Raw genomic sequence first — 19,210 nt, forward strand, 5'->3', positions numbered from 1 at the left:
GCGGCCAGGGTGGCCGCCACGGTGAGCAGGCAGGCGGCGGTGAGGGTACGGGATCTGCGAATGGTCATGCTCACGACACTCCTTGAGGGCGGCGGTGGGGGCCGTCGGGGGTTTCGGTCCTGAAGGTCCGGAGCCGGCTCCGGTGCCGGCCGGCGGCTCCGGGCGGCTGCGGGTACGTCGGGTGACACATGGTCGACCTGTGCCGAGGCCGGCGGACGTGCGTGTTCGGGTGACTCCGAGCGCCGCCGGGCGATCCCGGGGGGCCGGGTCGCTGGCGTTTACAACGTTATACACATCGGAAGCGGGCGCGCCAAGAGATCGCTCTCCCGGTTTCCGGAACATTTCCTTACCGTGACCTGGGCGGCCCCGTGGAGACCTTCGCGGACACCACCGCGCACGGCCGTCCGGGCGCCGCGTAAGCGCTGGTCCAGCACTGTGGGACCGGGGGCGGGACGGCGCCGGTGCGGCGGTGCCGGTTTCGGGCGAACTGCGCCGGACCTCTGGACACGACTCCTGACGCGTGCTCTTATGCCGTTGGCAGCAACGTTTCCAACGTTGGAAGAGCGTCTCCTTCGACCCCGGCCTCCACCCGGCCGAGCCGCCGTCACCCGCCGCGTCACCCCGCGGCACCCACCCGGCACGTCCCCCGCCGGCACCACCGCGCCCCGGTCGCACGGCGGGCACCCCGCCGCCCGGGCGCACGCCGGTGCGGCCCACCCGCACCCCCACGTCCCCCGGACGGGCGGACCGCCGCCTCCGAGGGGTGCCCCACCACCCTCCGTCCCCCCGTGTGAGGAGCCACCGCATGACACGACAGCCGGCCACCCGACACCCACGCAGGATGTGGGCGCTGCTGCTGGCAGCGACCCTCTCGCTGCCCGTCGCCGGTCTCGTCCCCGCCGCCTCGGCCGCCGAACCCTCCGACAGCACCGCGACCTTCGCCGCCGCCGACCCCGCCACCCAGGTGCACGGCCTGAAGGGCGAGTACTACCGGATGTCGGCCCCGGGCGCCCGTGACTTCGCCGAGCTCGGCGGCGTCGCGCTCGACCCGCAGATCAACCTCCCCGGCCTGGCCTCCACCTTCCAGGAGACGACCGGCCGCCAGGAGAACACCACCGCCCGCTGGACCGGCCAGATCGAGGCCCCCGCCGACGGCGACTACACCTTCTACGCCATCGGCGACAACGGCTTCCGGCTCTTCGTCGACGGCGCGCCCGTCATCGACCACTGGGTGCCCGACTGGGACCGCGAGCAGACCAGCGCCGTCCTCCACCTCAAGGCCGGCGAACGGCACGACTTCCGCCTGGAGATGTTCCAGGACGTCGGCGGCGCCAACATGTACCTGCGCTGGTCCAGCCCGGAGATGCCCAAGCAACTGGTGCCGGAGAGCGCCTTCACCCCGCCCGCCGGGTTCAGCGTCTACCCGGTCGCCCTGTCCGTCGCCGAGGACGGCCTCAAGGTCCAGGCCACCTTCGACGGCAAGGTCGCCGGCGTGGCAGGCGTCGCCGGCCACCTGACGGTCGAGTCCGACACCACGCCGATGCCCGTCAAGGCGGTCACCACCGCCTCCGACGACAAGCGCTCGGTGATCGTCAAGCTCTCCGAACCGATCCAGAAGGGCCAGCAGGTCCGGGTCCGCTACGACGGCAAGGGCGGCCTGACCTCCGCCGGCCAGAACGTCCCCGAGATCGCCCGCACCGCCGCCAACGCCTCCGAGCACCGCCTCACCACCCCGTGGACCGACAAGGTCGACAAGAACCACCCGCTGCCCGAGTACCCCCGCCCCCAGCAGGTGCGCGACGACTGGCTGAACCTCAACGGCCCCTGGCAGTTCGCCGGCGCCGCCGCGGGCGAGCAGCCCGTCTTCGGCAAGGACCTCGGCGAGAAGATCATCGTGCCGTACCCGGTCGAGTCGATGCTCTCCGGCCTGGAGCGGCACGAGGACCACATGTTCTACCGCCGCACCGTCACCGTCCCCAAGGGCTGGAAGATCGGCTCCGGCCAGCGCCTCAAGCTGAACTTCGGCGCCGTCGACAACCAGGCCACCGTCTGGGTCAACGGCACCAAGGTCGCCGAGCACACCGGCGGCTACACCGGCTTTTCCGCCGACATCACCGACGCCCTCAAGGGCACCGGCCCTCAGGAGATCGTCGTCGCGGTCACCGACACCGCCGGCGCCAACCAGCCCCTCGGCAAGCAGTCCGCCAACCCCGGCGGCATCGTCTACACCCAGTCGTCCGGCATCTGGCAGACCGTCTGGATGGAACCCGTCGCGGCCACCTCCGTCGACAGCGTCACCACCACCCCCGACATCGACACCGGCACCCTCGCCGTCACCGTCAACTCCCCAGGCGCCCCGGCCGGCACCCTCGTCAAGGCCGTCGCCAAGGACACCGCCGGAAACGTCGTCGGCTCCGTCAGCGGCCCCGCCAACACCCTGCTCCACCTGCCGGTGAGCAACCAGCACCTGTGGACGCCCGACGACCCGTACCTCTACGACCTCAAGGTCACCCTGACCAGCGGCAAGCAGACCGACACCGTCAAGAGCTACTTCGGCATGCGCAAGGTCGCCATCCAGGACGTCGGCGGCTACCAGAAGATCGTCCTCAACGGGAAGCCGATCTTCTCACTCGCCGAACTCGACCAGGGCTTCTGGCCGGACGGCCTCTACACCGCACCCACCGACGCCGCCATCACCTTCGACCTCAAGGCGCAGAAGGACCTCGGCTTCAACGCCGTCCGCAAGCACATCAAGGTCGAGTCGCCGCGCTGGTACTACCAGGCCGACAAGCTGGGCCTGCTCGTCTGGCAGGACTTCGTCTCCGGCGACTTCAGCACCCCCGCCGGACAGCAGGAGTTCGTCGCCGAGGGCATGGCCGAGATGAAGCTCCTCCACAACTCCCCGTCCCTGATCGGCTGGATCGTCTTCAACGAGGGCTGGGGCGAGTGGAACCGCGAGGAGACCGGCAAGCTCACCGAGGCCGTCAAGGCCGCCGACCCCTCCCGCATCGTCAACGCCCACAGCGGCGTCAACTGCTGCGCCTCCAAGGGTGACTCCGGCAAGGGCGACATCATCGACCACCACGACTACGGCAACAACGACCCGGCGTTCCCGGACAGCAAGCGCGCCGCCATGGACGGCGAGCACGGCGGCTTCACCCTCCGCGCCCCCGGCCACATGTGGCCCGGCGCCCCGACCGTCATCTACAGCGGCGTGACCGACAAGGCCGCCCTCACCCGGAAGTACGTCGAGAACACCGAGACGTTCTACCTCGCCGCCGCCGGCGCCGAACTCTCCGGCTCCGTCTACACCCAGGTCACCGACCTGGAGAACGAGCTGAACGGCCTCTGGACGTACGACCGCCGCCAGATCAAGGTCGACCCGGCCCAGGTCCGCGCGATCAACCTCAAGGTCATCGCGGCCGGCGCCGCCGCCGGCGCCCGCTCCGAGCTCAAGGGCGGCGCCTCCTGGCCGCTCGACGAGGGCACCGGCACCACCGCCGCCGACCAGGGCCCCAACAAGGCCCCGCTCACCCTGACCGCCGGCACCACCTGGACCCCCGGCGTCAGCGGCAGCGCCCTGAAGTTCGACGGCCAGGCCCAGTACGCCCAGACCGCCGGGCCCGTCCTCGACACCACCGGCAACTACTCGATCTCCGCCTGGGCCACCCTGGACGCCCTGCCCGGCAACTACGCCACCGTGGCCAGCCAGGACGGCCGCCGCACCGAGAACCCCTTCTACCTGCAGTACGGCCAGGGCGCCTTCGCCTTCAGCGTCCCCGGCGGCGTCCGGGCCCGGCTGCCGATCACCCCGCAGCTCGGCCACTGGTACCACCTGGTCGGCGTCCACGACGCGGCGGCCGGCACCATCTCCCTGTACGTCGACGGCACCCTCGCCGCCACCGTCCCCTCCACGTCGGCCGACGTCTCCACCGGCCCGCTCAGCCTCGGCCGCGCCAAGTGGAACGGCGGCAACGTGGACTTCTGGAACGGCTCGATCGACCAGGTCCACGCCTACGACAAGGCCCTCACCGCCGCGGAGGTGAGCACCCTGCACACCGCCGAGCAGCCCGCCTAACGCCCGGCGGCCCGCACCGCACCATCTCGCACCGCACCATCTGGCACCGCATCGCATCATCTGGCACCGCACTGCACCACCCGGTGCCGCACTGACCGCGCCGCCCCCGGCGGGAGGACTTCCCTCCCGCCGGGGGCGGCGCCGGCGGTCGGCCGCCGGGCCGCTGCCGCCGTGCCGTTGCCGCTGTGCCGTCGGCCCAGGCAGCCATGTCAGCCCATGTGCAGGTGAGGCCGGCCGGCCCGGCACCGGGCCGGCCCGCCCTCCCCGGCCCGGGCGGGCCGTGGCAGCTCGGCGCCCGCCCGCCGTTCCGCAGCGAGCCCGCTGCTAGCATCCGCCCGGTCCAGACGGAAGATCGAACAAGGCGGGCCCCGGATGCACGACAGCACGGACGACGACCGGCAGGACATGAGGGCGCCGAGCCGCCGCAAGCTCACCCTGGGCATCGCGGGCGGGCTGCTCCTGCTCGGCCTGGCCGGCGGCGCCCTGCTCCTGTCGGGCCCGGACGGCCCCGCACCGGTCGGCTCCGGGACCGGCCCGGGCCCCTCGCCCAGCCCGACCCCCGGCGCACCGGACCCGACGAGCCCCACCCCCACCGAACCGGCGCCGCCGGCCGCGGCCCCGGCACCCACCGCGGCCCCCACACCGGCGGACGACCCGGCACCCACCGCCGCCGCGGCACCGGCGGCAGGCCCCTCACCCAGCAGGACGACGGCCGCCACCAGGCCGGCCGCCCCCGCACCCACCAAGGCGCCACCCACCAAGGCACCCGCCTACCCCAGCCCGCCGCCGAGACCGGTGCCGGTCCTGCCGACGCTGCCGGCCAGCTGCCCCCCGTTCCAGTACCCCACCTACATGGGATGCGCCACCCTGCCTCCTGCGATCACCCTCGGCCCGGTACCCACCGCTTCCGCGCGGCCGTCCGGCTGACACCGCCTCGGCGGGCCGAGCCCGCTCCGGCGACCCCGCCCCGGACCGCACCGCACCGCCCCGATGTCCCCGGCCGCCGACAGGGTCCGGCCGGGCGTGCACCGCGACCAGCCCGGCAGGAGGCGTGGGATGTTCAACCGCAAGCGGTCCGGCCGCCGGACGGACTCGGCCACCTGGGAGGTCGCCCTGACCCTCCTGACCGGCCTCATGGCCCTCGGCCCCGGCTCCCGCACCCACCACATCGTCCTCGGAACCGCGTTCGCCATCGCGCTCACGGGCCTGCTCTGCGACGTCGTGGGCCGCCTGCTGCTGCGCCGGGCGGCGGCGGCCGGCCGCCTGAAGGGCCGCCACAGCCTGACGGACCACCACCCGGCACCCGAGCCCCCCTCCCGGCCGCCCGCCTGAAGCACCGCGCCCGCCCCCGCGCACAGCGGGGGCCCCGACCGTAGGGCAGCCGCGCACGCCCCGGCCGCCTACCGCCGGGCCGGCTCGAAGAACGGCGGCGGCAGCTGCTCGTCCTCGTCCTCAAGGGAGAAGGCCTCGGTGGTGGTCCGCCCGCTCAGCAGGCCGTGGAGGAACCCGACCGCACCCACGTCGTGAGCCTCGTAGTACCAGCTGCGCGGACTCCAGGCGACGACGGTCCAGCTGTCCGGTTCACCGTCGGTGAGCCAGCAGAGCCGGGCCCCACTGTCGACGCCGGCCCACGGCAGAAGCCCGCCGGGCTCCGGGTGGAACGGGTACGGGCACTTCTCCGGGTTCCTCCGCCGGAACGACCGTTCGCCGTCGAGCAGCCCCTGGGCCTGCTCGACCAGCAGATTGCGACCGCCGAAAGGCGTCAACGGGCTGATGAAGCCGACGAACTGACCGAATCCGTAGCGCTCGACCAGGGCCTTGAAGTCCGCGGGCAGCCCAAGCCCGAGGGCGGCTTCGGCCTCCGCCCAGTCGCCGCTCCCGTGGACCGGGTGCGCGGGCGGCTCCACCAGGCGGATCAGATCGTCGATCGTCGTCATGCCGGGGAGTGTATTGACCCCCCACCCCGGGCCCCGGGCCGGTCTGCCAGGACCTCGCCGCGACCGGCGCCGCAGGGCAGCACCGCCCACCGCCAGGGCCCGTCCGTCACCGCCCGGTGGCCGGTTCGGTCAGTGTGCGGGGCCGGTGTTCTCGGGGAGGGCGGCCACGGTGAGGAGGACGGCCTCCTCGGGGGTGGCGGTGCGGGCGATGAGCTCTCCCTTGTCCCGTACGAGGTACCACCCGGTGTGGTGCGGGTCGATGGAGTACCCGGCGCGTGTGTAGGGGAAGGTGGCGCGGGTGGAGAACCAGAGGACGAAGTGGCTGGTGACCGGCCTCAGCCGGCGCAGGGCGGGCTGGGCGTGAGCTGCCTCCAGGAGCGCGAGAACGTGGGGGTGGCGGTCTCCCGGAGATGTGTGGAAGCTGTCGATGAGGTGCCTCCAGGCGAGCTCTACCTGGTCGAACGGCTCACGTTCGTGGTCGAGGGCCCAGGGCCTGAACCGGATGAACGGGGCCGTTTCCCGGGTGCCTTCGAGACCGCAGCCGCCCGTCCAGGCTGCCACGGCCCAGGCGACGGCGGCCAGGTCCGCGGTGACGCCGCCGGCCAGCCAGGCGCCTCGCGCGCGGCAGCGCACCCGGAAGCCGGTCTCCTCGGGCAGGGCGAACACGGTCACCAGGCGGCCGCCGCCGTCGTCGTGGAACTCGACCTGGCGCTCCCACTTCTCCTCCAGGGCGGGCAGGTCGAGGCCCAGTTCTGCCGCCGTACGTCGCAGTCCGGCCGCGAGGGTGGTGCTGCCGGCAGCGGGACCAGGAAGGGCAGGAGGGAGGGCAGCAGGGGCCGGCGACCGGTCCGGCGGCAAGGAGGTCATGGCTACAGTCTGCTCCCCGGCTCCCGGCCGGCGGTTCCTGAGGTCCTGACACCCCTGACGTCCTGACGCCCGGCCCGTCCGGTCCGCCCGGTCCGCCCGGGGTGGTGACCGCCCTCGCTGCGCCGCTCCTCGCTGCGCCGCTCCCCGCCGCGCCGGTCCTGGCTGCCGAGGCCCTGATGTGCCAGGTGGTGGCCGGGCAGGCTACTTTGCTCGGGTGAGTCTTCTTGATGATGTGGCCGAGCGCGACGGCTGGCGCTGCTGGGTGTGCGACGAACCGGTCGACCCCGACAAGTCGGTGAACGACGCGCGGGGGCCCAGCGTCGACAGCCGCACCGCGGACCGGAAGGCCAAGGTCGCCGAGCGGCTGGCGCACCGCGGGTGCAACAGCCGCAAGGGTGCGGTCAAGGTGGTCATCGCCTGGCCGGAGCGCCTGTACGTGGCCGAACCCGCGCCGCTGATCACCGTGGCCGGGCGGCTGGAGCGCAAGGGGGGCCGCGAGATGGTGGGCCGGTGCCCGACCAGGAAGGACGCCCAGGAGACGGCGGACTGGCTGGTGGACCGGTTCTCCCGGCTGGTGCCCGGGCTGCCGGTGACCGCCGACGTCGAGGCGGGCGGCGGCCAGTTCCTCGTCGTCCTGGCCACCGGCCGCCGCTGACCGGGGATCACCTGCGCGTACCCGCGCCGGCCCCGAGCCGGCGCATGCGGGCGGGACGGCGCCGCCGGGCGTTGCGCGTTCCGCCGTCCCCGGCCGCTGCCGGGTGCGTCATGACCCATCACCGGGTCAGGGGCCGGAACAGGCCCGTGGCAGACTTTCGCTCCTTGCTCCCCGGCCGTTCGGGCGGGAGCACAACGGGAGGAACGAGACGTGGCACTCTTCGGCAACGCGCACCAGGTGGACCCGGCGGCGGCCCGGCAGGAGTTCGCCAAGCTGTTCGGGAACGACGAGCAGGTGCACGCGGCGTACCAGCTGATCCGCGACACGTTCATGTTCACCGACCGCCGGCTGATCCTGGTCGACAAGCAGGGCATCACCGGCAAGAAGACCGAGTACCACTCGATTCCCTACAAGAGCATCACGCACTTCGCGGTCGAGACGGCCGGCAGCTTCGACCTCGACGCCGAGCTGAAGATCTGGGTCTCCGGCAATCCGCTGCCGATCCAGAAGACCTTCACCAAGGGCGTCGACATCTACGAGGTGCAGGCCCTGCTGACCCAGTACGTGGCCGTGAAGTAGCCCGCCGGGCCGCCCGGGCCCGGGCGGCCTTGTGCGACGACGGTGCCGGCGCCGGCCCGGCCGGCGGGACCGGGGCCGGGCGCGGGCACCTCGCCGGGGGCGGGTTCAGCCGGTGTGCCCGAGGCCCCGGTCGGGCGCGGTCATGTCCCCGGTCCCGGGCGTGCCCCCGGCCAGCCCGTAGCGCAGGTGCACGGACCCCTTCGGGCCGGCCACCGGTGCCTCCAGGAGCGTGAGGTTGGTGGGCACCGCGCCGCCGTCGAACACCTTCTTCCCGACACCGAGCACGATCGGGTGAACCAGGAGGTTCAGGCGGTCGAAGAGCTTCTCCCGCAGGAGCGTCTGCACCAGGTTCAGACTCCCGACGACCTTCACGTGCTCGTGCCGCTCGCGGACCTCGCGCACCGCGCCGGCCAGGTCCGTGCCGAGCTGCGTGGACCCGGCCCACGACAGGTCGGGCTTGCCCCGGGAGGCCACGTACTTGGGGATGCTGTTGAACAGCCTGGCGATCTCCCCCTCCTGCTGACCCGGCCAGTAGGCGGCGAAGATGTCGTACGTCCGCCGTCCGAGCAGGAGGGCGTCCGTGCCCTCGTACGAGGCGATGATCCGCTCCCCGGCGAAATCGTCCAGCATCGGAACCTGCCAACCCCCGAACGGGAACCCCTCCGGGTCCTCGTCGGGCCCGCCCGGCGCCTGCGCGACGAGATCGAGGGTCGAGAACAGCTCGATGTGGATGAGTCCCATGCCGTACTCCCGCTGATCGGTCGGCCCGACCAGGACGTCGGGACCGCGGAAACCGCGGAGCCGTCGCTCCGCGCCACCCAGTCTCGCCCGACGCACCGGCCACCGCCCCGCAGCCACGAGCACGGGCCGGGGCCCGCTTCCACGCGGCAGCCGGGCGGCCGGCCCCGCCGCCGCCCTACCGCCCCGGCCCCGGCCCCCGGGACCGCCTTCGCCGACAGCCGTGCCGGAGGGTCACTTCCAGGTGATGCCGTTGCCGAGGGTGCAGGGGGAGTCCCAGTATTCGACGGCCGTGACCCTGGAGGTCGTGGGGGACATCACCGGTATGCAGAAGTCGGCGGACCTGCCGTTGGTGAACTCGCCGGGCAGCGAGCCGTCGGAGCACTTGGCGACCGAGGGGGCCGCAGTGAAGGGATCGCTGCCCGCGGGGGCGGTCGGGACGGCCGCCGGGGTGGTGAAGGCCGTGGAGGTCGTGCTGTCGGACGCGGACCCGCCGTCGCTGCAGGCGGTCAGGGCAACGGTGAGCGTGCCGGCCGCGGTCGGGCCGGCCAGGACCGTCGTGCGGCGACTTCTGCCGATGGGCTTCACGTGACGTCCCCCGTTCGCGTGGGCCACGGGGTCGCGGCCCTCCTGAGGGGTCTTCATGCCGCAGCCCGCGGAGGGGGCACCACCTCGATGACGGCTCGCTGGAAGCACGATGACGGACACTCACCAGCCGGGCTGCCCGCCCGGTGCGGCCGCCCCGAGGCGTCCTGCCCGGCCCCCTGCCCGGGTCCTGCCCCGGGCCCTGGCTGCCACCCGCCACCCACCGGCTGCGCCCTGCGGCACTCCGGGGCCGCCGGGCCTACCCCGGCCTACCCGGCCTACCGGGCCGCGGCCTCCGGGCCGGCCAGGGTGGCGCGCCAGAGCGGGCTGTCGACGTAGTGGTTGTCGTACTGCTCGGAGGAGTCCTTGATCTCCTGCGGGCTGGCCTCGCCGCGCATGACCCGGCCGAGCAGGCGCAGGTAGTCGAAGCGCGGCATGCCCGGGGTGAAGGTGAACAGCACGTCGGCCTCGGAGCCGGGCGCCGCCGCGAAGGCGTGCGGGGTGTGCGGCGGGACGAGCAGGAAGTCACCCTCGTTGAGGGTCTTCACCTCGTCGTCGACCAGCACCTGGAGTGCGCCGCCGATGACGAAGAACAGTTCCGAGGCCCTGGTGTGGAAGTGGGCCGGGGCCCCGACGGCGCCCTTGGCGAAGGTCGAGCGGTAGCTGGTGACCGGGCTGCCGTCGGTGCCGCAGTCGGCCAGCAGGGTCATCGTGCTGCTCGGGTCGCTGGTCGTCTCGGCCTCGGCGGCACGGGTCAGAACGGGCTTCAGCGCGGCGGTGCTCATGGTGGTCTCCCCTGGTCATCGGCCGTTCCGGCGTTCCCTCCCGGCCTTGTGTCCACCACTCTATGCCGCGAAAAGACCCATGAAATGGTGCAATCCTGATGAACAATCATGGGTCAATTGCCGGGTCGCCGATCACCTGGAAGGCGCCGCTCCGGGTGCGCCACTGCGGTCCGGGGCAGCACGGCGGCCCGGCGCGGCCCGGCGCCGGCCGAGGCCGAGGCCCGCCGGCAACCTGCCTGTTGTGCTTGGTCCGGCCCGCCCGCGCTCAGCGGGGACGGCTGTCGTGCCGGGTGGTGTGGCCGGGGAGCGGGCCGTAGGTGGCGCACTGCTCGCAGTCGCAGGTGGTGAGGGAGTTGGCCGGGCAGTGGGGGGTGGGCCAGTACAGGGATGTGCAGGGGCCGGGGTCCACCGGGGTGTCGTCGGTCAGGGTGCGCTCGCACCAGGTGCACCGGACGGCGGCCGGCACGCCGGCCCGGCGCAGCTTCCGGGCCGCGGCGGCGGCGTCGACGAACGGCTCGTCCGTGCGCACGGTGACGGGTGCGCCGCCCAGCAGCAGCTTGCTGTGCCACAGGCTCAGGCCGGTGACCTCGCCGACTGCTCTGAGCGCCTCGGGCCCGCCGACTGAGGTGCCGGTCAGCAGGACGGTGAACTGCGGATCCTCCACCGGTTCCCTCCACCTCGGGTCGATCGTGTGCCGCCGGTCCAGTCAACAGCCCGACGGCGGCGGCCTCAAGGGGATATCGGCCAGCCCCCGGCGCCCGCCCGCGGGCCTCGCCGCCGGCCGCTTCGTGGAACCGGGCCGCGGGGCCCGGCGTCCCCCCACGAGTCCGCACGACCGGCTCTGCTGAAGGATGCGCCCATGACCGCGACGGCCGCCCGCTACCTCTATCTCGCCCGCCACGGCGAGGCGTCGCCGGACGAGAGCGAACTGACGGACGCGGGCCGCCGGCAGGCGGTCCTGCTGGGGGAGCGACTGCGCGCGGTCCCGCTGGCGGCGATCCACCACGGGCCCCTCGCCCGTGCCGAGCAGACCGCCCGGCTGGCCGGTGAACGGCTGCCCGGCGTCCCGCGGCATCGCTCCGAAGCGGCCGGCGACTACCTTCCCTACCTGCCGGCACGTGAGGAGCTGCCGCCGGTGGCGGCGGACGCCTGGCTCGGGTTCCTGGGCGGGTTCACGGCCGAGGAGCGCGAGCGGGGCCCGGGGCTCGCGGCGGCGGCACTCGCGGAGTTCACCGGGCCCGTGGCCGGCGAGGAGCCGCGCCACGAACTCGTCGTCACCCACAACTTCCTCGTCGGCTGGCTCGTGCGGGCCGCCCTCGACGCGCCGAAGTGGCGGTGGCTGGGCATCAACCACGCCAACGCGGCCCTGACGGTCATCCGCTACGCACCCGACCGGCCCCCGGCGGTCCTTCTCTTCAACGACACCGGTCACCTCCCCGTCGGGCTCCGCTGGACCGGCTTCCCGGAGGAGCTGCACGTCTGAGGCCGACGGGCGCACCGCCGCCGCCCATCCGCCGGAGGAACACCTGCCTGCCGACGGCCGGCGGCGGCATCGCCGTTCAGGGGTCCAGGGCCCGTAGCGCTCGGGCACGTCCCGGCGGCCGCCACCGGTGCGAAACCGCCACGACGGCATCCGTCGCGTCAGAACGCGCCAGGGACGCAGGCCGACAACCGAGCCCCGCCGAGATCGGAACCTCGAACCGGCTCCTAGCCCGGCCCGCCGGCCCTGTGGGACGCTGGCGTGAGCGGGATGCGGCCGCGGCGGAACACCGGGACGGGGAGTCGAAGTGAGCGCACGCCTGGTCGGGTCACGATGAACATCAGCGTGGTCGTCCCGTCCTACAACGCGGGCCCGCAGGTGCGGCGACTGCTGTCGTGCCTGGCCCTCTGCGAGCTCGACGCCGGCGACTCGTTCGAAGTCGTCGTGGTGGACGACGGCTCCGACGACGGCACCGGGGAACTCCTCACCGCACTGGCGCCGCGCTACCCCCTGGAGTACCTGTTCCTGCCGCGGACCTCGGCCTCCGGCCGGGCGGCGGCGCGCAACGCCGGGATCCGCGCGGCCTCCGGCGACGTGGTCGTCCTGGTCGACGCCGACCAGGTCGTCGAACCCGGCTTCCTCGCCGCGCACGCCCGGTACCACCGGCTCCGCACCGACCTGGTCGTGGCCGGTCCCCGGGGCGACATGGCCGAGGGGGAGATCGACGACGAGCGCCTGGCACGGGAGTTCTCGCTCGACGCGATGCCGGAGATCGTCGGATGGGACGGCCGGGAGTTCCTGCTGGCCGAGTTCTCGGAGAACTTCGACAACCTGGAGACCTGCTGGCACTATGCGTTCACCTGCAACCTGTCGGTGCGCCGCGAGCACCTGCTCGCGGTCGGGGGCTTCGACGAGGGGTTCCTGGGCTGGGGCCTGGAGGACTCCGAGCTCGGCTACCGGCTGCGGCGCCGGGGGCTGGCGTTCGCGTTCCAGCCGGAGGCGCTGTCCTACCAGACGCGGCGCGAGGTCACGGCGGAGATGCTCGGCCAGTGGCGCACCAACCTCGACCATTTCGTCGCCAGGCACGCGGGGGCGGCCGATGTGGCGATCCAGCAGGTCATCTGCCGGGCCTTCGACCCGGCGGAGGCGGAACGCGGCCTCGGCTGGCTGGACTGCACGGTCCGGATGGAGTACGCCGCGCGGGCGCTGGCCGGCCGCCTGCCCGAACCGACCTCGTACACGTTGCTGGAGGTGGACGACGGCAATGCCCGGGACGTCCTCGCCCGGCTGCCCGGGCTGGCCGCCGAACGCGATCTGCTGGTCCTGGACGACACGGAGCGGGCGGTGCTGGCCGGGCCGGCGCAGTGCGCCGGGACGACGCGTGAGCTGGTGTACTTCCACCGGCCGTCCGCCGACGCCAGGAAGAAGATCCTCGCCCGCTACCCCGTCGGGCCCGTCGGCCTGACACCCCAGCTGATCGTTTCGGAGTGAGTGCGGTTCGGTCCTAACCGCCGCCCATGCCGCCCTGGCCGGCGATCATGGTCAGGTTCAGCCGGGTCACGGCCCGGCCGAGGCCCGGCGCCTGCTCGGTGAGCCGGCCGGTGAGCCCGGTGATCCGCCCGGCGTGGGCCTTCCGGTCGTGGCGGGAGAGCACGAGGCGCAGGTGCCCGTGGGCGGCCAGCGCGGCCAGGACGGCGTCGGCGTACGGCACCTGCGCGAGGGGAGCGTCGCCGCGGACGAGTCCGGCCACCCGCAGCTGCAGGTCCAGGGCCTCGCGCGGATCGTCGACCGTCACCGTCCGGTGCGGCTGGACGGGGCCGTGCGGGTCGCGGTCGGCGCTGCTCGTGACGCCGAGGACGGTGAGCTGCTCCTCGACGGCCTCCAGCGTGTCCTCACGGCCGCGCCTGATCCACGACTTCCAGGTGCGGGGCCGCTCGCCCAGCTCGGTGAGCAGCGCGTCCAGGACCCGGTCGCCGGTGGGGTCCGCGAGGGTGACCCGCACGCGGCCGTCCGGGTCCTCGGCGGCGGCCCCCCGGTGGGCGAGTTCGGCCAGGGCGGCGGCGCGTACCAGGTACCCGGCGCGGGTGCGGTCCTGCAGCGACCGGGCCCGGGTGTCGAAGGCCAGCAGGTAGGCGGCCAGATGCAGTGCACGGCTCATGCCACCGACGATACGGCGCGTCCTCGTGTCCGCCGTCAACCCGGGGGACCAACCGGCCCTCCACCTGAAGGGGTATACCGGCCGGGCACCGCCGGCCCTCCCGTCCGGCCGCCGGCCCCTGCCGGCGGGGGCGCGGGTGGCTGCCGCGGCCCGCGGGGTACGGGCGCGGGCCGCCCGGCAGAGGTGCACCGGGCGGCCCGAGGGGGGCTGGAGGGGTCAACAGGGTCAGCGGGCCAGCAGGGCCAGCGGGGCCAGCAGGTCCGGAGGGATCGGTGCGGGCCGGAGGGTGGTGCTCAGGCAGTGGTGGGCAGCTTGGCGGTGTACGCCGTCGGGACCTTCACCACGTCCGTGAGGCTGTACTTGCCGGGGCCGAAGTCGGCTGCGGTCAGGGCCTTCTTCTGGCCGGCCGCGGTGACCAGCCAGACCGTCGCGTTGTCGGGCGACAGGAGCAGGGTGCCCTGGGCGGGCGCGGGCCTCGCGACGGCGGCCTGCTCCCAGGTGCCGGGGACGCTCTGCAGGGGCCGCTGGTCGTAGCCCAGCGCGGTGAAGTCCCCGCCGGACAGCGGGACGGCGGCGCCGCCCGCCATCACGTAGACGCTCGGGTCGGTGCCGGAGATGTTCTTGACCACGGTGCCGTTCGCGGGGGACTTCGCCACGGCGCCCTGGAGCCAGGTGCCCGGCGCACCCATCAGCGGGCGGGTGTCGTAGCCGTTGGCGGTCCACTCGGCGCCTGAGATCGGCAGGGCGGCGCCGGCGACCATCACGTACCGGGACGGGTCGGAACCGGACTGGTTCATCACCACGGTGCCGTCGGCGGGGGACTTCGCCACGGCGCCCTGGAGCCAGGTGCCGGGCACGCCCATCAGCGGGCGGGTGTCGTAGCCGTTGGCGGTCCACTCGGCGCCTGAGATCGGCAGGGCGGCGCCGGCGAGCATCACGTAGACGCTGGGGTCGGTCCCCGAGATGTTCTTCACGACGGTGCCGGACCCGGGGGTGCGGGCCGCGGCGGCGTGCAGCCAGTCGGTGGGGACGCCCATCAGCGGCCGCGAGTCGTAGCCGTTCGCCGTCCACTCGGCGCCGGAGATCGGCAGCGCCGCACCGTCCACCATCACGTACCGGCTCGGGTCGCTGCCGGACTGGGCGGACACCACCAGGCCGGAGGAGAGGACGCCCTGCCGGGCACCCTGCAGCCAGGAGGTCGGCACCCCGAGGGCCGGACGGGTGCTGTACCCGTCACCGGTCCAGTCCGAGCCGGAGACCGGCAGCGCCGCACCGTCCACGACCACGTACCGGCTCGCGTCGGAGCCGGACTGGTCGAGGACGACGGTGCCCGCCGGCGGCACACCGGGCAGCGACCGGAACGCGGTGTCGTCGACGAGCACGATCCGGCTCAGGTCGTAGTGGTCGGCGGTGACGTCGGAGGCCGCGACCGGGAGCCCGGCGCCGGCGATCATCACCTTCACGTCGGGCCCGGCGGCCGACTTGACCAGCGTCCCGGCCGGCAGCGAGAGCGGGTCCGGGGGCGTGGTGGACGCGGCGCCGACGGCGTTGACGATCCGCTGCGCGTCGGCGGCCTCCAACTGGTAGCGGTCCGGGTAGTTCGACACCTGGACCGACTGGCACACCACGCCGACCTGCTTGTTCTGCCACGCGTTGTTCGGGTACAGGTTGAGCAGCCGGTTGAGGAACAGGTTGGTGCTGATCGCCGGGTTGAGCCGGTCGGACGTGCTGCCCCAGCTCGCGCGCTGCTGGAACAGCCCGACGCTGTCCAGGTCGATCTGGTTGGGGTTGTTCTCCAGCACCGACTCCGTGATGGCGGTCGTGACGGCGATCACCGCGAGCTGGTCCGGCAGGCCACGGGCACGGACGGCGTCGACGATCGCCCGGGCGCAGGAGAACCGGTAGGCGGTCATCGCGCCGTTGCGCAGCTTCCCGGTGAGCACCTGGTTCAGGCTCGCGGCCGCCGTGCTGTCGGAGCCGGTGAGCGTCCCGCAGGAGACGTTGGGCTGCCCGGCGGCGTACGACGGGACGGCTCCCAGGGCCAACGCCCCGGTGAGGGCCGTGCCGGCGGCGAGGGCGGCGATCGTGCGGTGCAGACGCTTGGTCATGACAGTGGTGTCCTTCGTCGACGCGTGCGGCGGGGCGCCACCGGGGACGCGAGGGGCCCCGACGGCAGCTGATGGGAGGTCAGGAAGGCGGCGCCGCGGACTCGTACCCGGTGATCGGGCCGCCGTCCCGCCCGGCGCTGCGCCTTGCTGTGGTGTCAGCTTTGCCGTCGCACGGGGCGGGCGGAAGCGTGCGGGGCGGGACGGAACCGGCCCTGGACCGTTCCGTCCGGCGGCGGTCCCGGCAGCCCCGGCGGGCCCGGCAGCCCCGGCGGACCCGGCGGTCCTGCCGGGCCCGGAGCGCCCGCACGCCGTGCAGCGCCGTCCCGTCTTCTGCTCCGGTGCGGGAGGAAGTCGGGACGGCGCTGCGGGGTGTGGGGGGTGTGGGGGTGTGGGGGTGTGGGGTGCGAGGGGGCTCAGCGGGCGGGGAGCCAGCCTGCCCGGGCGGCGTTGACGCCGGCCTGGAAGCGGCTGCGGGCGCCGAGCCGTTCGATGAGGTCGGTGGCGGTGCGGCGGGCGGTGCGGGGGGAGACGCCGAGGCGTTTGGCGATCGCTTCGTCGGTGTGGCCGTCGGAGAGCAGGCGGATGACGGTCTGTTCCTGGGGGGTGAGGCCGTTGGTGTCGCGCGGCGGTGTGCTGCCGAGGGGCCGGGCGGCGGCCCAGGCGCTGTCGAAGAGGGCGCACAGGGCACTGAGGGTGCCGTGGCCGGTGAGGACGACGGCGCCGGCGGCGGTGTCGTCGCTGCTGACCGGGATGACGGCGTTCGTCCGGTCGATGATGATCATGCGGGTGGGCAGGGTGGCGGTGGTGCGGACCTCGCCGCCGTGCTCGGCCAGCCAGTCGGCGTAGGCGACGGTGGGCGCGTTGTGGCGGACGCTGTCGAGGTAGAGGGTGCGCATCCGGACGCCGCGTTCCAGGAGGCGCAGGTCCAGGGGGCGGGAGGCCTCCATGTTCTCGGTGCTCTGCGCGCCGTCCGGGCTGAAGCTCATCACCTCCTCGCGGACGTCGCGGGTCAGCCGGGTGAGGCGTTCGCGGATCCGGTCGATGCCGACGAGGTGCTCGACACCGGCGTGGGCGGTGGCCGGGCGCAGGTCCGCGTACTCGGAGATGAGCTGTGCGGCCGCCGCGCGCGAGGCCTCCACGCGGTGCTGCTGGGCGGCGAGCTCGGCCTGCTGGCGGGCCATCAGGATCTCCATCCCGATGTCGGGGGAGACCGCGCGCAACTGCCCGTTCTGTTCGTAGGAGGGCCGGGCGAGGGCGAGTTCGCTCAGGGTGTCCAGGCCGGCGCGGACGTCGTCCTCGCCCCGCCCGAGTGCGGCCGCGAGCGCGGCGACGCCGTCCTGCGGCCGGGCGAGCATCGCCCGGTAGAGCGCCTCCGTCGTCGTGTCCAGGCCCAGCGCTGTCAGCATGTCGGTGTCCTCCATGGTCCGTGTCTTTTCCCGTCGGCTGTTCGTGTCAGGGGTCGCGGACCGGCCCGGCTGTGCGGAGCCGCCGGACCTCCGGCGCCGGGACTGCCGGACCTGCGCCCGCTCGCCGCGGGGACCGGGCCACGTCGGCGGCACGGCCTGAAGCTGCGGGGCGGACTCGGCGGTGGCGCGGGAGGCGGCGAAGGTGACTGCGTGGGGCGGGGGCGAACCGGTCCGGGCCGACGAAACGCCACGGCGTCCCCGACGAACCGGACCCGGTCACGATCGGGCAGCTCTGCGAGTCATGGCGGGGCCTTGAGGACTGTCCGCCGACGAGGATGCTCAGCGACGGCCGGCCCGCCGGTCAGTCGACGCCTTCGACGATGCGGAAGTCGCGCTCGAAGCCGTCGGGGAGGGCCACCAGCGCCTTCCGGTACGCCTCGCTCCCGTACGCCGCGACGGCCTGTTCAAAGCTGTCGAACTCGATCAGAACGACGCGTTGCGTGATTCCGGCCTCGTGGGCGACGACCCGACCGCCACGGGACAGGAGGCGCCCGCCCCCGGCCCGGACGGCCGGACCGGCCAGCTCCTCATAGGCAGTCAGCCTCTCAGGGCCGGACACGGCGGGGTAGACACTGACCCAGTAGCCCTTGGCCATGGAAATCTCCTGTGTTCGGCGGGACACGTCCGACGTCGGGTCGACATCCGGATCGATCGACCCGGCGATCGGCAACGCGGCCGGGGGAATCGTCATATGCGCAGGCTAGGGCCTGATTTGCCCTCTAGGGAAAGACCGGTACGGCATAGACTCAGAACGGATCGTTATCAATCGGCGGGGAGGGAGGGCGCATGGCGCCGGACACGGTGAGCCTGCGGTACTTCCTGGTGCTGGCACAGGAGTTGAACTTCACCCGCGCGGCCACGCGGATCGGAATCGCCCAGCCCGCACTCAGCGCCCGGATACGCCGGTTGGAGGCGGAACTCGGTACGGCCCTGCTGCTCCGCAACACGCGGAGCGTCGTACTGACCACGGCCGGTGCGGTTCTGGCGGAGTCAGCGCCGCCCGCGCTGGCGGCGCTGGACCGGGCATGGGACACCGCCCGGAGCGCGGCGGCCGGTGAACTGGGCACGCTGCGCATCGGATACAGCCTCAGCACCGGGTCCGAGACGGCACCGGCCCTGGTGGACAGGCTGATTCGCGACAACGGCGGACTCAAGGTCGACGCGGTCCCGATGGCGACACCGGAGATCTCCCCCGCGGTCGCCGACGGCCGCATCGATGCCGGGATCACCCGCGGTGAACAACCGGGCCGTGGCGTGCGCCGGTTCCTGCTGCGGCGTGCGCGCGTCGGGGTCCAGCTGGCGCGGCACCATCCGCTGGCCGGACACCCGGAGATCGAGATCGCCGACGCGGCCGCGTACCCGCTGCGGCTCCCGGACCGTGCGGCCAACCCCGTGATCCACGATCAACTGGCCGCAGTGTTCCAGGACACCCGGCCACAACCCCGCTTCCACACGCCCGCGGTCTCGTTCGACATGTCCCAGCGCGACCTGCTCGACGGGGTCACCCTCGCCCCGGCCGGAGAGGCCGCGGTCACGGCACAACGGCCGGCCTCACCTGGCGACCGCTGCGGGGCGCGCCCGGCCTGACGATCCACCTGGTCCTCCCGCGCGAGCAGTCGCCGCTGCACCACCGCATCCGTGCCGTCGCCAAAACCCTGGCGCACGAGCTGCACTGGCTGCCGGGCTGACGTGCGTCAGGGGTGCGGACCGGGCCCGGCCGCGCGGGGCCTTGGGGCCTGCACCGCCGGGCCCCGCCCGCCCCGGGCGCCCCGCC

18 protein-coding genes are annotated in these 19,210 nt (G+C 73.7%); 8 read left to right on the forward strand and 10 right to left on the reverse strand.

What is annotated here, in order from left to right:
• Positions 1 to 805: 805 nt before the first annotated feature.
• The 3 genes from IE329_RS33060 (at position 806) to IE329_RS33070 (ending at position 5,410) form a co-directional block, all read left to right on the forward strand.
• Positions 806 to 4,078 (forward strand): LamG-like jellyroll fold domain-containing protein, encoded by a 3,273-nt coding sequence (locus IE329_RS33060; RefSeq protein WP_190214725.1) that lies wholly within the window; start codon positions 806 to 808, stop codon positions 4,076 to 4,078.
• Between the two features lie 372 nt (positions 4,079 to 4,450).
• Complete coding sequence (locus IE329_RS33065) at positions 4,451 to 5,005, forward strand: hypothetical protein (protein WP_190214726.1); 555 nt, start codon at positions 4,451 to 4,453, stop codon at positions 5,003 to 5,005.
• Between the two features lie 129 nt (positions 5,006 to 5,134).
• On the forward strand, positions 5,135 to 5,410 hold the full coding sequence (locus tag IE329_RS33070) for a hypothetical protein (RefSeq protein ID WP_190214727.1): 276 nt from the start codon (positions 5,135 to 5,137) through the stop codon (positions 5,408 to 5,410).
• A 68-nt stretch (positions 5,411 to 5,478) separates the two neighbouring features.
• Here the strand turns inward: IE329_RS33070 and IE329_RS33075 are convergent, their stop codons facing one another.
• Together IE329_RS33075 and IE329_RS33080 are read right to left on the reverse strand one after the other, a co-directional pair.
• Positions 5,479 to 6,015 carry an SMI1/KNR4 family protein gene (locus IE329_RS33075; RefSeq protein WP_190214728.1) on the reverse strand — a complete coding sequence of 179 codons (537 nt, stop codon included), beginning with the start codon at positions 6,013 to 6,015 and terminating at the stop codon, positions 5,479 to 5,481.
• A gap of 129 nt (positions 6,016 to 6,144) precedes the next feature.
• Positions 6,145 to 6,882, reverse strand: a complete 738-nt coding sequence (locus tag IE329_RS33080) for a DUF6193 family natural product biosynthesis protein (RefSeq protein ID WP_190214729.1) — start codon at positions 6,880 to 6,882, stop codon at positions 6,145 to 6,147.
• Between the two features lie 214 nt (positions 6,883 to 7,096).
• On the opposite strand from IE329_RS33080, the gene IE329_RS33085 reads away from it, so the two are divergent.
• Positions 7,097 to 7,537 (forward strand): hypothetical protein, encoded by a 441-nt coding sequence (locus IE329_RS33085; protein ID WP_190214730.1) that lies wholly within the window; start codon positions 7,097 to 7,099, stop codon positions 7,535 to 7,537.
• Between the two features lie 210 nt (positions 7,538 to 7,747).
• Positions 7,748 to 8,116 (forward strand): PH domain-containing protein, encoded by a 369-nt coding sequence (locus IE329_RS33090; protein WP_190214731.1) that lies wholly within the window; start codon positions 7,748 to 7,750, stop codon positions 8,114 to 8,116.
• A 105-nt stretch (positions 8,117 to 8,221) separates the two neighbouring features.
• On the opposite strand, the gene IE329_RS33095 is transcribed toward IE329_RS33090, so the two are convergent.
• The 4 genes from IE329_RS33095 to IE329_RS33110 all read right to left on the reverse strand — a co-directional run bounded on the left by IE329_RS33095 (position 8,222) and on the right by IE329_RS33110 (position 10,888).
• Positions 8,222 to 8,857: a dihydrofolate reductase family protein gene (locus IE329_RS33095; RefSeq protein WP_190214732.1), complete on the reverse strand. Its 636-nt coding sequence runs from the start codon at positions 8,855 to 8,857 to the stop codon at positions 8,222 to 8,224.
• 231 nt (positions 8,858 to 9,088) lie between these two features.
• On the reverse strand, positions 9,089 to 9,442 hold the full coding sequence (locus IE329_RS33100; RefSeq protein ID WP_190214733.1) for a hypothetical protein: 354 nt from the start codon (positions 9,440 to 9,442) through the stop codon (positions 9,089 to 9,091).
• A gap of 275 nt (positions 9,443 to 9,717) precedes the next feature.
• On the reverse strand, positions 9,718 to 10,224 hold the full coding sequence (locus tag IE329_RS33105; protein WP_190214734.1) for a cupin domain-containing protein: 507 nt from the start codon (positions 10,222 to 10,224) through the stop codon (positions 9,718 to 9,720).
• Between the two features lie 265 nt (positions 10,225 to 10,489).
• The gene (locus IE329_RS33110; protein WP_190214735.1) at positions 10,490 to 10,888 is read right to left on the reverse strand and encodes a hypothetical protein; all 399 of its coding nucleotides are present in this window, start codon (positions 10,886 to 10,888) and stop codon (positions 10,490 to 10,492) included.
• A gap of 195 nt (positions 10,889 to 11,083) precedes the next feature.
• Here IE329_RS33110 and IE329_RS33115 point away from each other — a divergent pair, with 195 nt between their 5' ends.
• Together IE329_RS33115 and IE329_RS33120 are read left to right on the forward strand one after the other, a co-directional pair.
• Positions 11,084 to 11,707: a histidine phosphatase family protein gene (locus IE329_RS33115; RefSeq protein WP_190214736.1), complete on the forward strand. Its 624-nt coding sequence runs from the start codon at positions 11,084 to 11,086 to the stop codon at positions 11,705 to 11,707.
• 330 nt (positions 11,708 to 12,037) lie between these two features.
• Complete coding sequence (locus IE329_RS33120; protein ID WP_190214737.1) at positions 12,038 to 13,195, forward strand: glycosyltransferase family 2 protein; 1,158 nt, start codon at positions 12,038 to 12,040, stop codon at positions 13,193 to 13,195.
• Positions 13,196 to 13,208: 13 nt separating this feature from the next.
• On the opposite strand, the gene IE329_RS33125 is transcribed toward IE329_RS33120, so the two are convergent.
• The 4 genes from IE329_RS33125 to IE329_RS33140 all read right to left on the reverse strand — a co-directional run bounded on the left by IE329_RS33125 (position 13,209) and on the right by IE329_RS33140 (position 18,031).
• Positions 13,209 to 13,862, reverse strand: coding sequence for a GOLPH3/VPS74 family protein (locus IE329_RS33125; RefSeq protein WP_190214738.1), 654 nt, complete (start codon positions 13,860 to 13,862; stop codon positions 13,209 to 13,211).
• A 293-nt stretch (positions 13,863 to 14,155) separates the two neighbouring features.
• Positions 14,156 to 15,970, reverse strand: coding sequence for a hypothetical protein (locus tag IE329_RS33130; RefSeq protein ID WP_190214739.1), 1,815 nt, complete (start codon positions 15,968 to 15,970; stop codon positions 14,156 to 14,158).
• Positions 15,971 to 16,383: 413 nt separating this feature from the next.
• A complete protein-coding gene (locus IE329_RS33135) occupies positions 16,384 to 17,376 on the reverse strand; it encodes a helix-turn-helix domain-containing protein (RefSeq protein ID WP_190214771.1) in 993 nt (330 codons plus the stop codon).
• A 361-nt stretch (positions 17,377 to 17,737) separates the two neighbouring features.
• Positions 17,738 to 18,031, reverse strand: a complete 294-nt coding sequence (locus IE329_RS33140) for a DUF1330 domain-containing protein (protein ID WP_190214772.1) — start codon at positions 18,029 to 18,031, stop codon at positions 17,738 to 17,740.
• A 191-nt stretch (positions 18,032 to 18,222) separates the two neighbouring features.
• Between IE329_RS33140 and IE329_RS33145 the strand changes: the two genes are divergently transcribed.
• Complete coding sequence (locus tag IE329_RS33145) at positions 18,223 to 19,023, forward strand: LysR family transcriptional regulator (RefSeq protein WP_229927959.1); 801 nt, start codon at positions 18,223 to 18,225, stop codon at positions 19,021 to 19,023.
• Positions 19,024 to 19,210: the final 187 nt, after the last annotated feature.

The organism is Kitasatospora indigofera, from assembly GCF_014655955.1.
Taxonomy (GTDB): Bacteria; Actinomycetota; Actinomycetes; order Streptomycetales; family Streptomycetaceae; genus Kitasatospora; species Kitasatospora indigofera.

Coding starts and splice junctions, on each gene's coding strand:
- IE329_RS33060 (WP_190214725.1), top strand. CDS start 806: ATGACACGACAGCCGGCCACCCGACACCCACGCAGGATGTGGGCGCTG.
- IE329_RS33065 (WP_190214726.1), top strand. CDS start 4,451: ATGCACGACAGCACGGACGACGACCGGCAGGACATGAGGGCGCCGAGC.
- IE329_RS33070 (WP_190214727.1), top strand. CDS start 5,135: ATGTTCAACCGCAAGCGGTCCGGCCGCCGGACGGACTCGGCCACCTGG.
- IE329_RS33075 (WP_190214728.1), bottom strand. CDS start 6,015: ATGACGACGATCGACGATCTGATCCGCCTGGTGGAGCCGCCCGCGCAC.
- IE329_RS33080 (WP_190214729.1), bottom strand. CDS start 6,882: ATGACCTCCTTGCCGCCGGACCGGTCGCCGGCCCCTGCTGCCCTCCCT.
- IE329_RS33095 (WP_190214732.1), bottom strand. CDS start 8,857: ATGGGACTCATCCACATCGAGCTGTTCTCGACCCTCGATCTCGTCGCG.
- IE329_RS33105 (WP_190214734.1), bottom strand. CDS start 10,224: ATGAGCACCGCCGCGCTGAAGCCCGTTCTGACCCGTGCCGCCGAGGCC.
- IE329_RS33115 (WP_190214736.1), top strand. CDS start 11,084: ATGACCGCGACGGCCGCCCGCTACCTCTATCTCGCCCGCCACGGCGAG.
- IE329_RS33120 (WP_190214737.1), top strand. CDS start 12,038: ATGAACATCAGCGTGGTCGTCCCGTCCTACAACGCGGGCCCGCAGGTG.
- IE329_RS33125 (WP_190214738.1), bottom strand. CDS start 13,862: ATGAGCCGTGCACTGCATCTGGCCGCCTACCTGCTGGCCTTCGACACC.
- IE329_RS33130 (WP_190214739.1), bottom strand. CDS start 15,970: ATGACCAAGCGTCTGCACCGCACGATCGCCGCCCTCGCCGCCGGCACG.
- IE329_RS33135 (WP_190214771.1), bottom strand. CDS start 17,376: ATGCTGACAGCGCTGGGCCTGGACACGACGACGGAGGCGCTCTACCGG.
- IE329_RS33140 (WP_190214772.1), bottom strand. CDS start 18,031: ATGGCCAAGGGCTACTGGGTCAGTGTCTACCCCGCCGTGTCCGGCCCT.
- IE329_RS33145 (WP_229927959.1), top strand. CDS start 18,223: ATGGCGCCGGACACGGTGAGCCTGCGGTACTTCCTGGTGCTGGCACAG.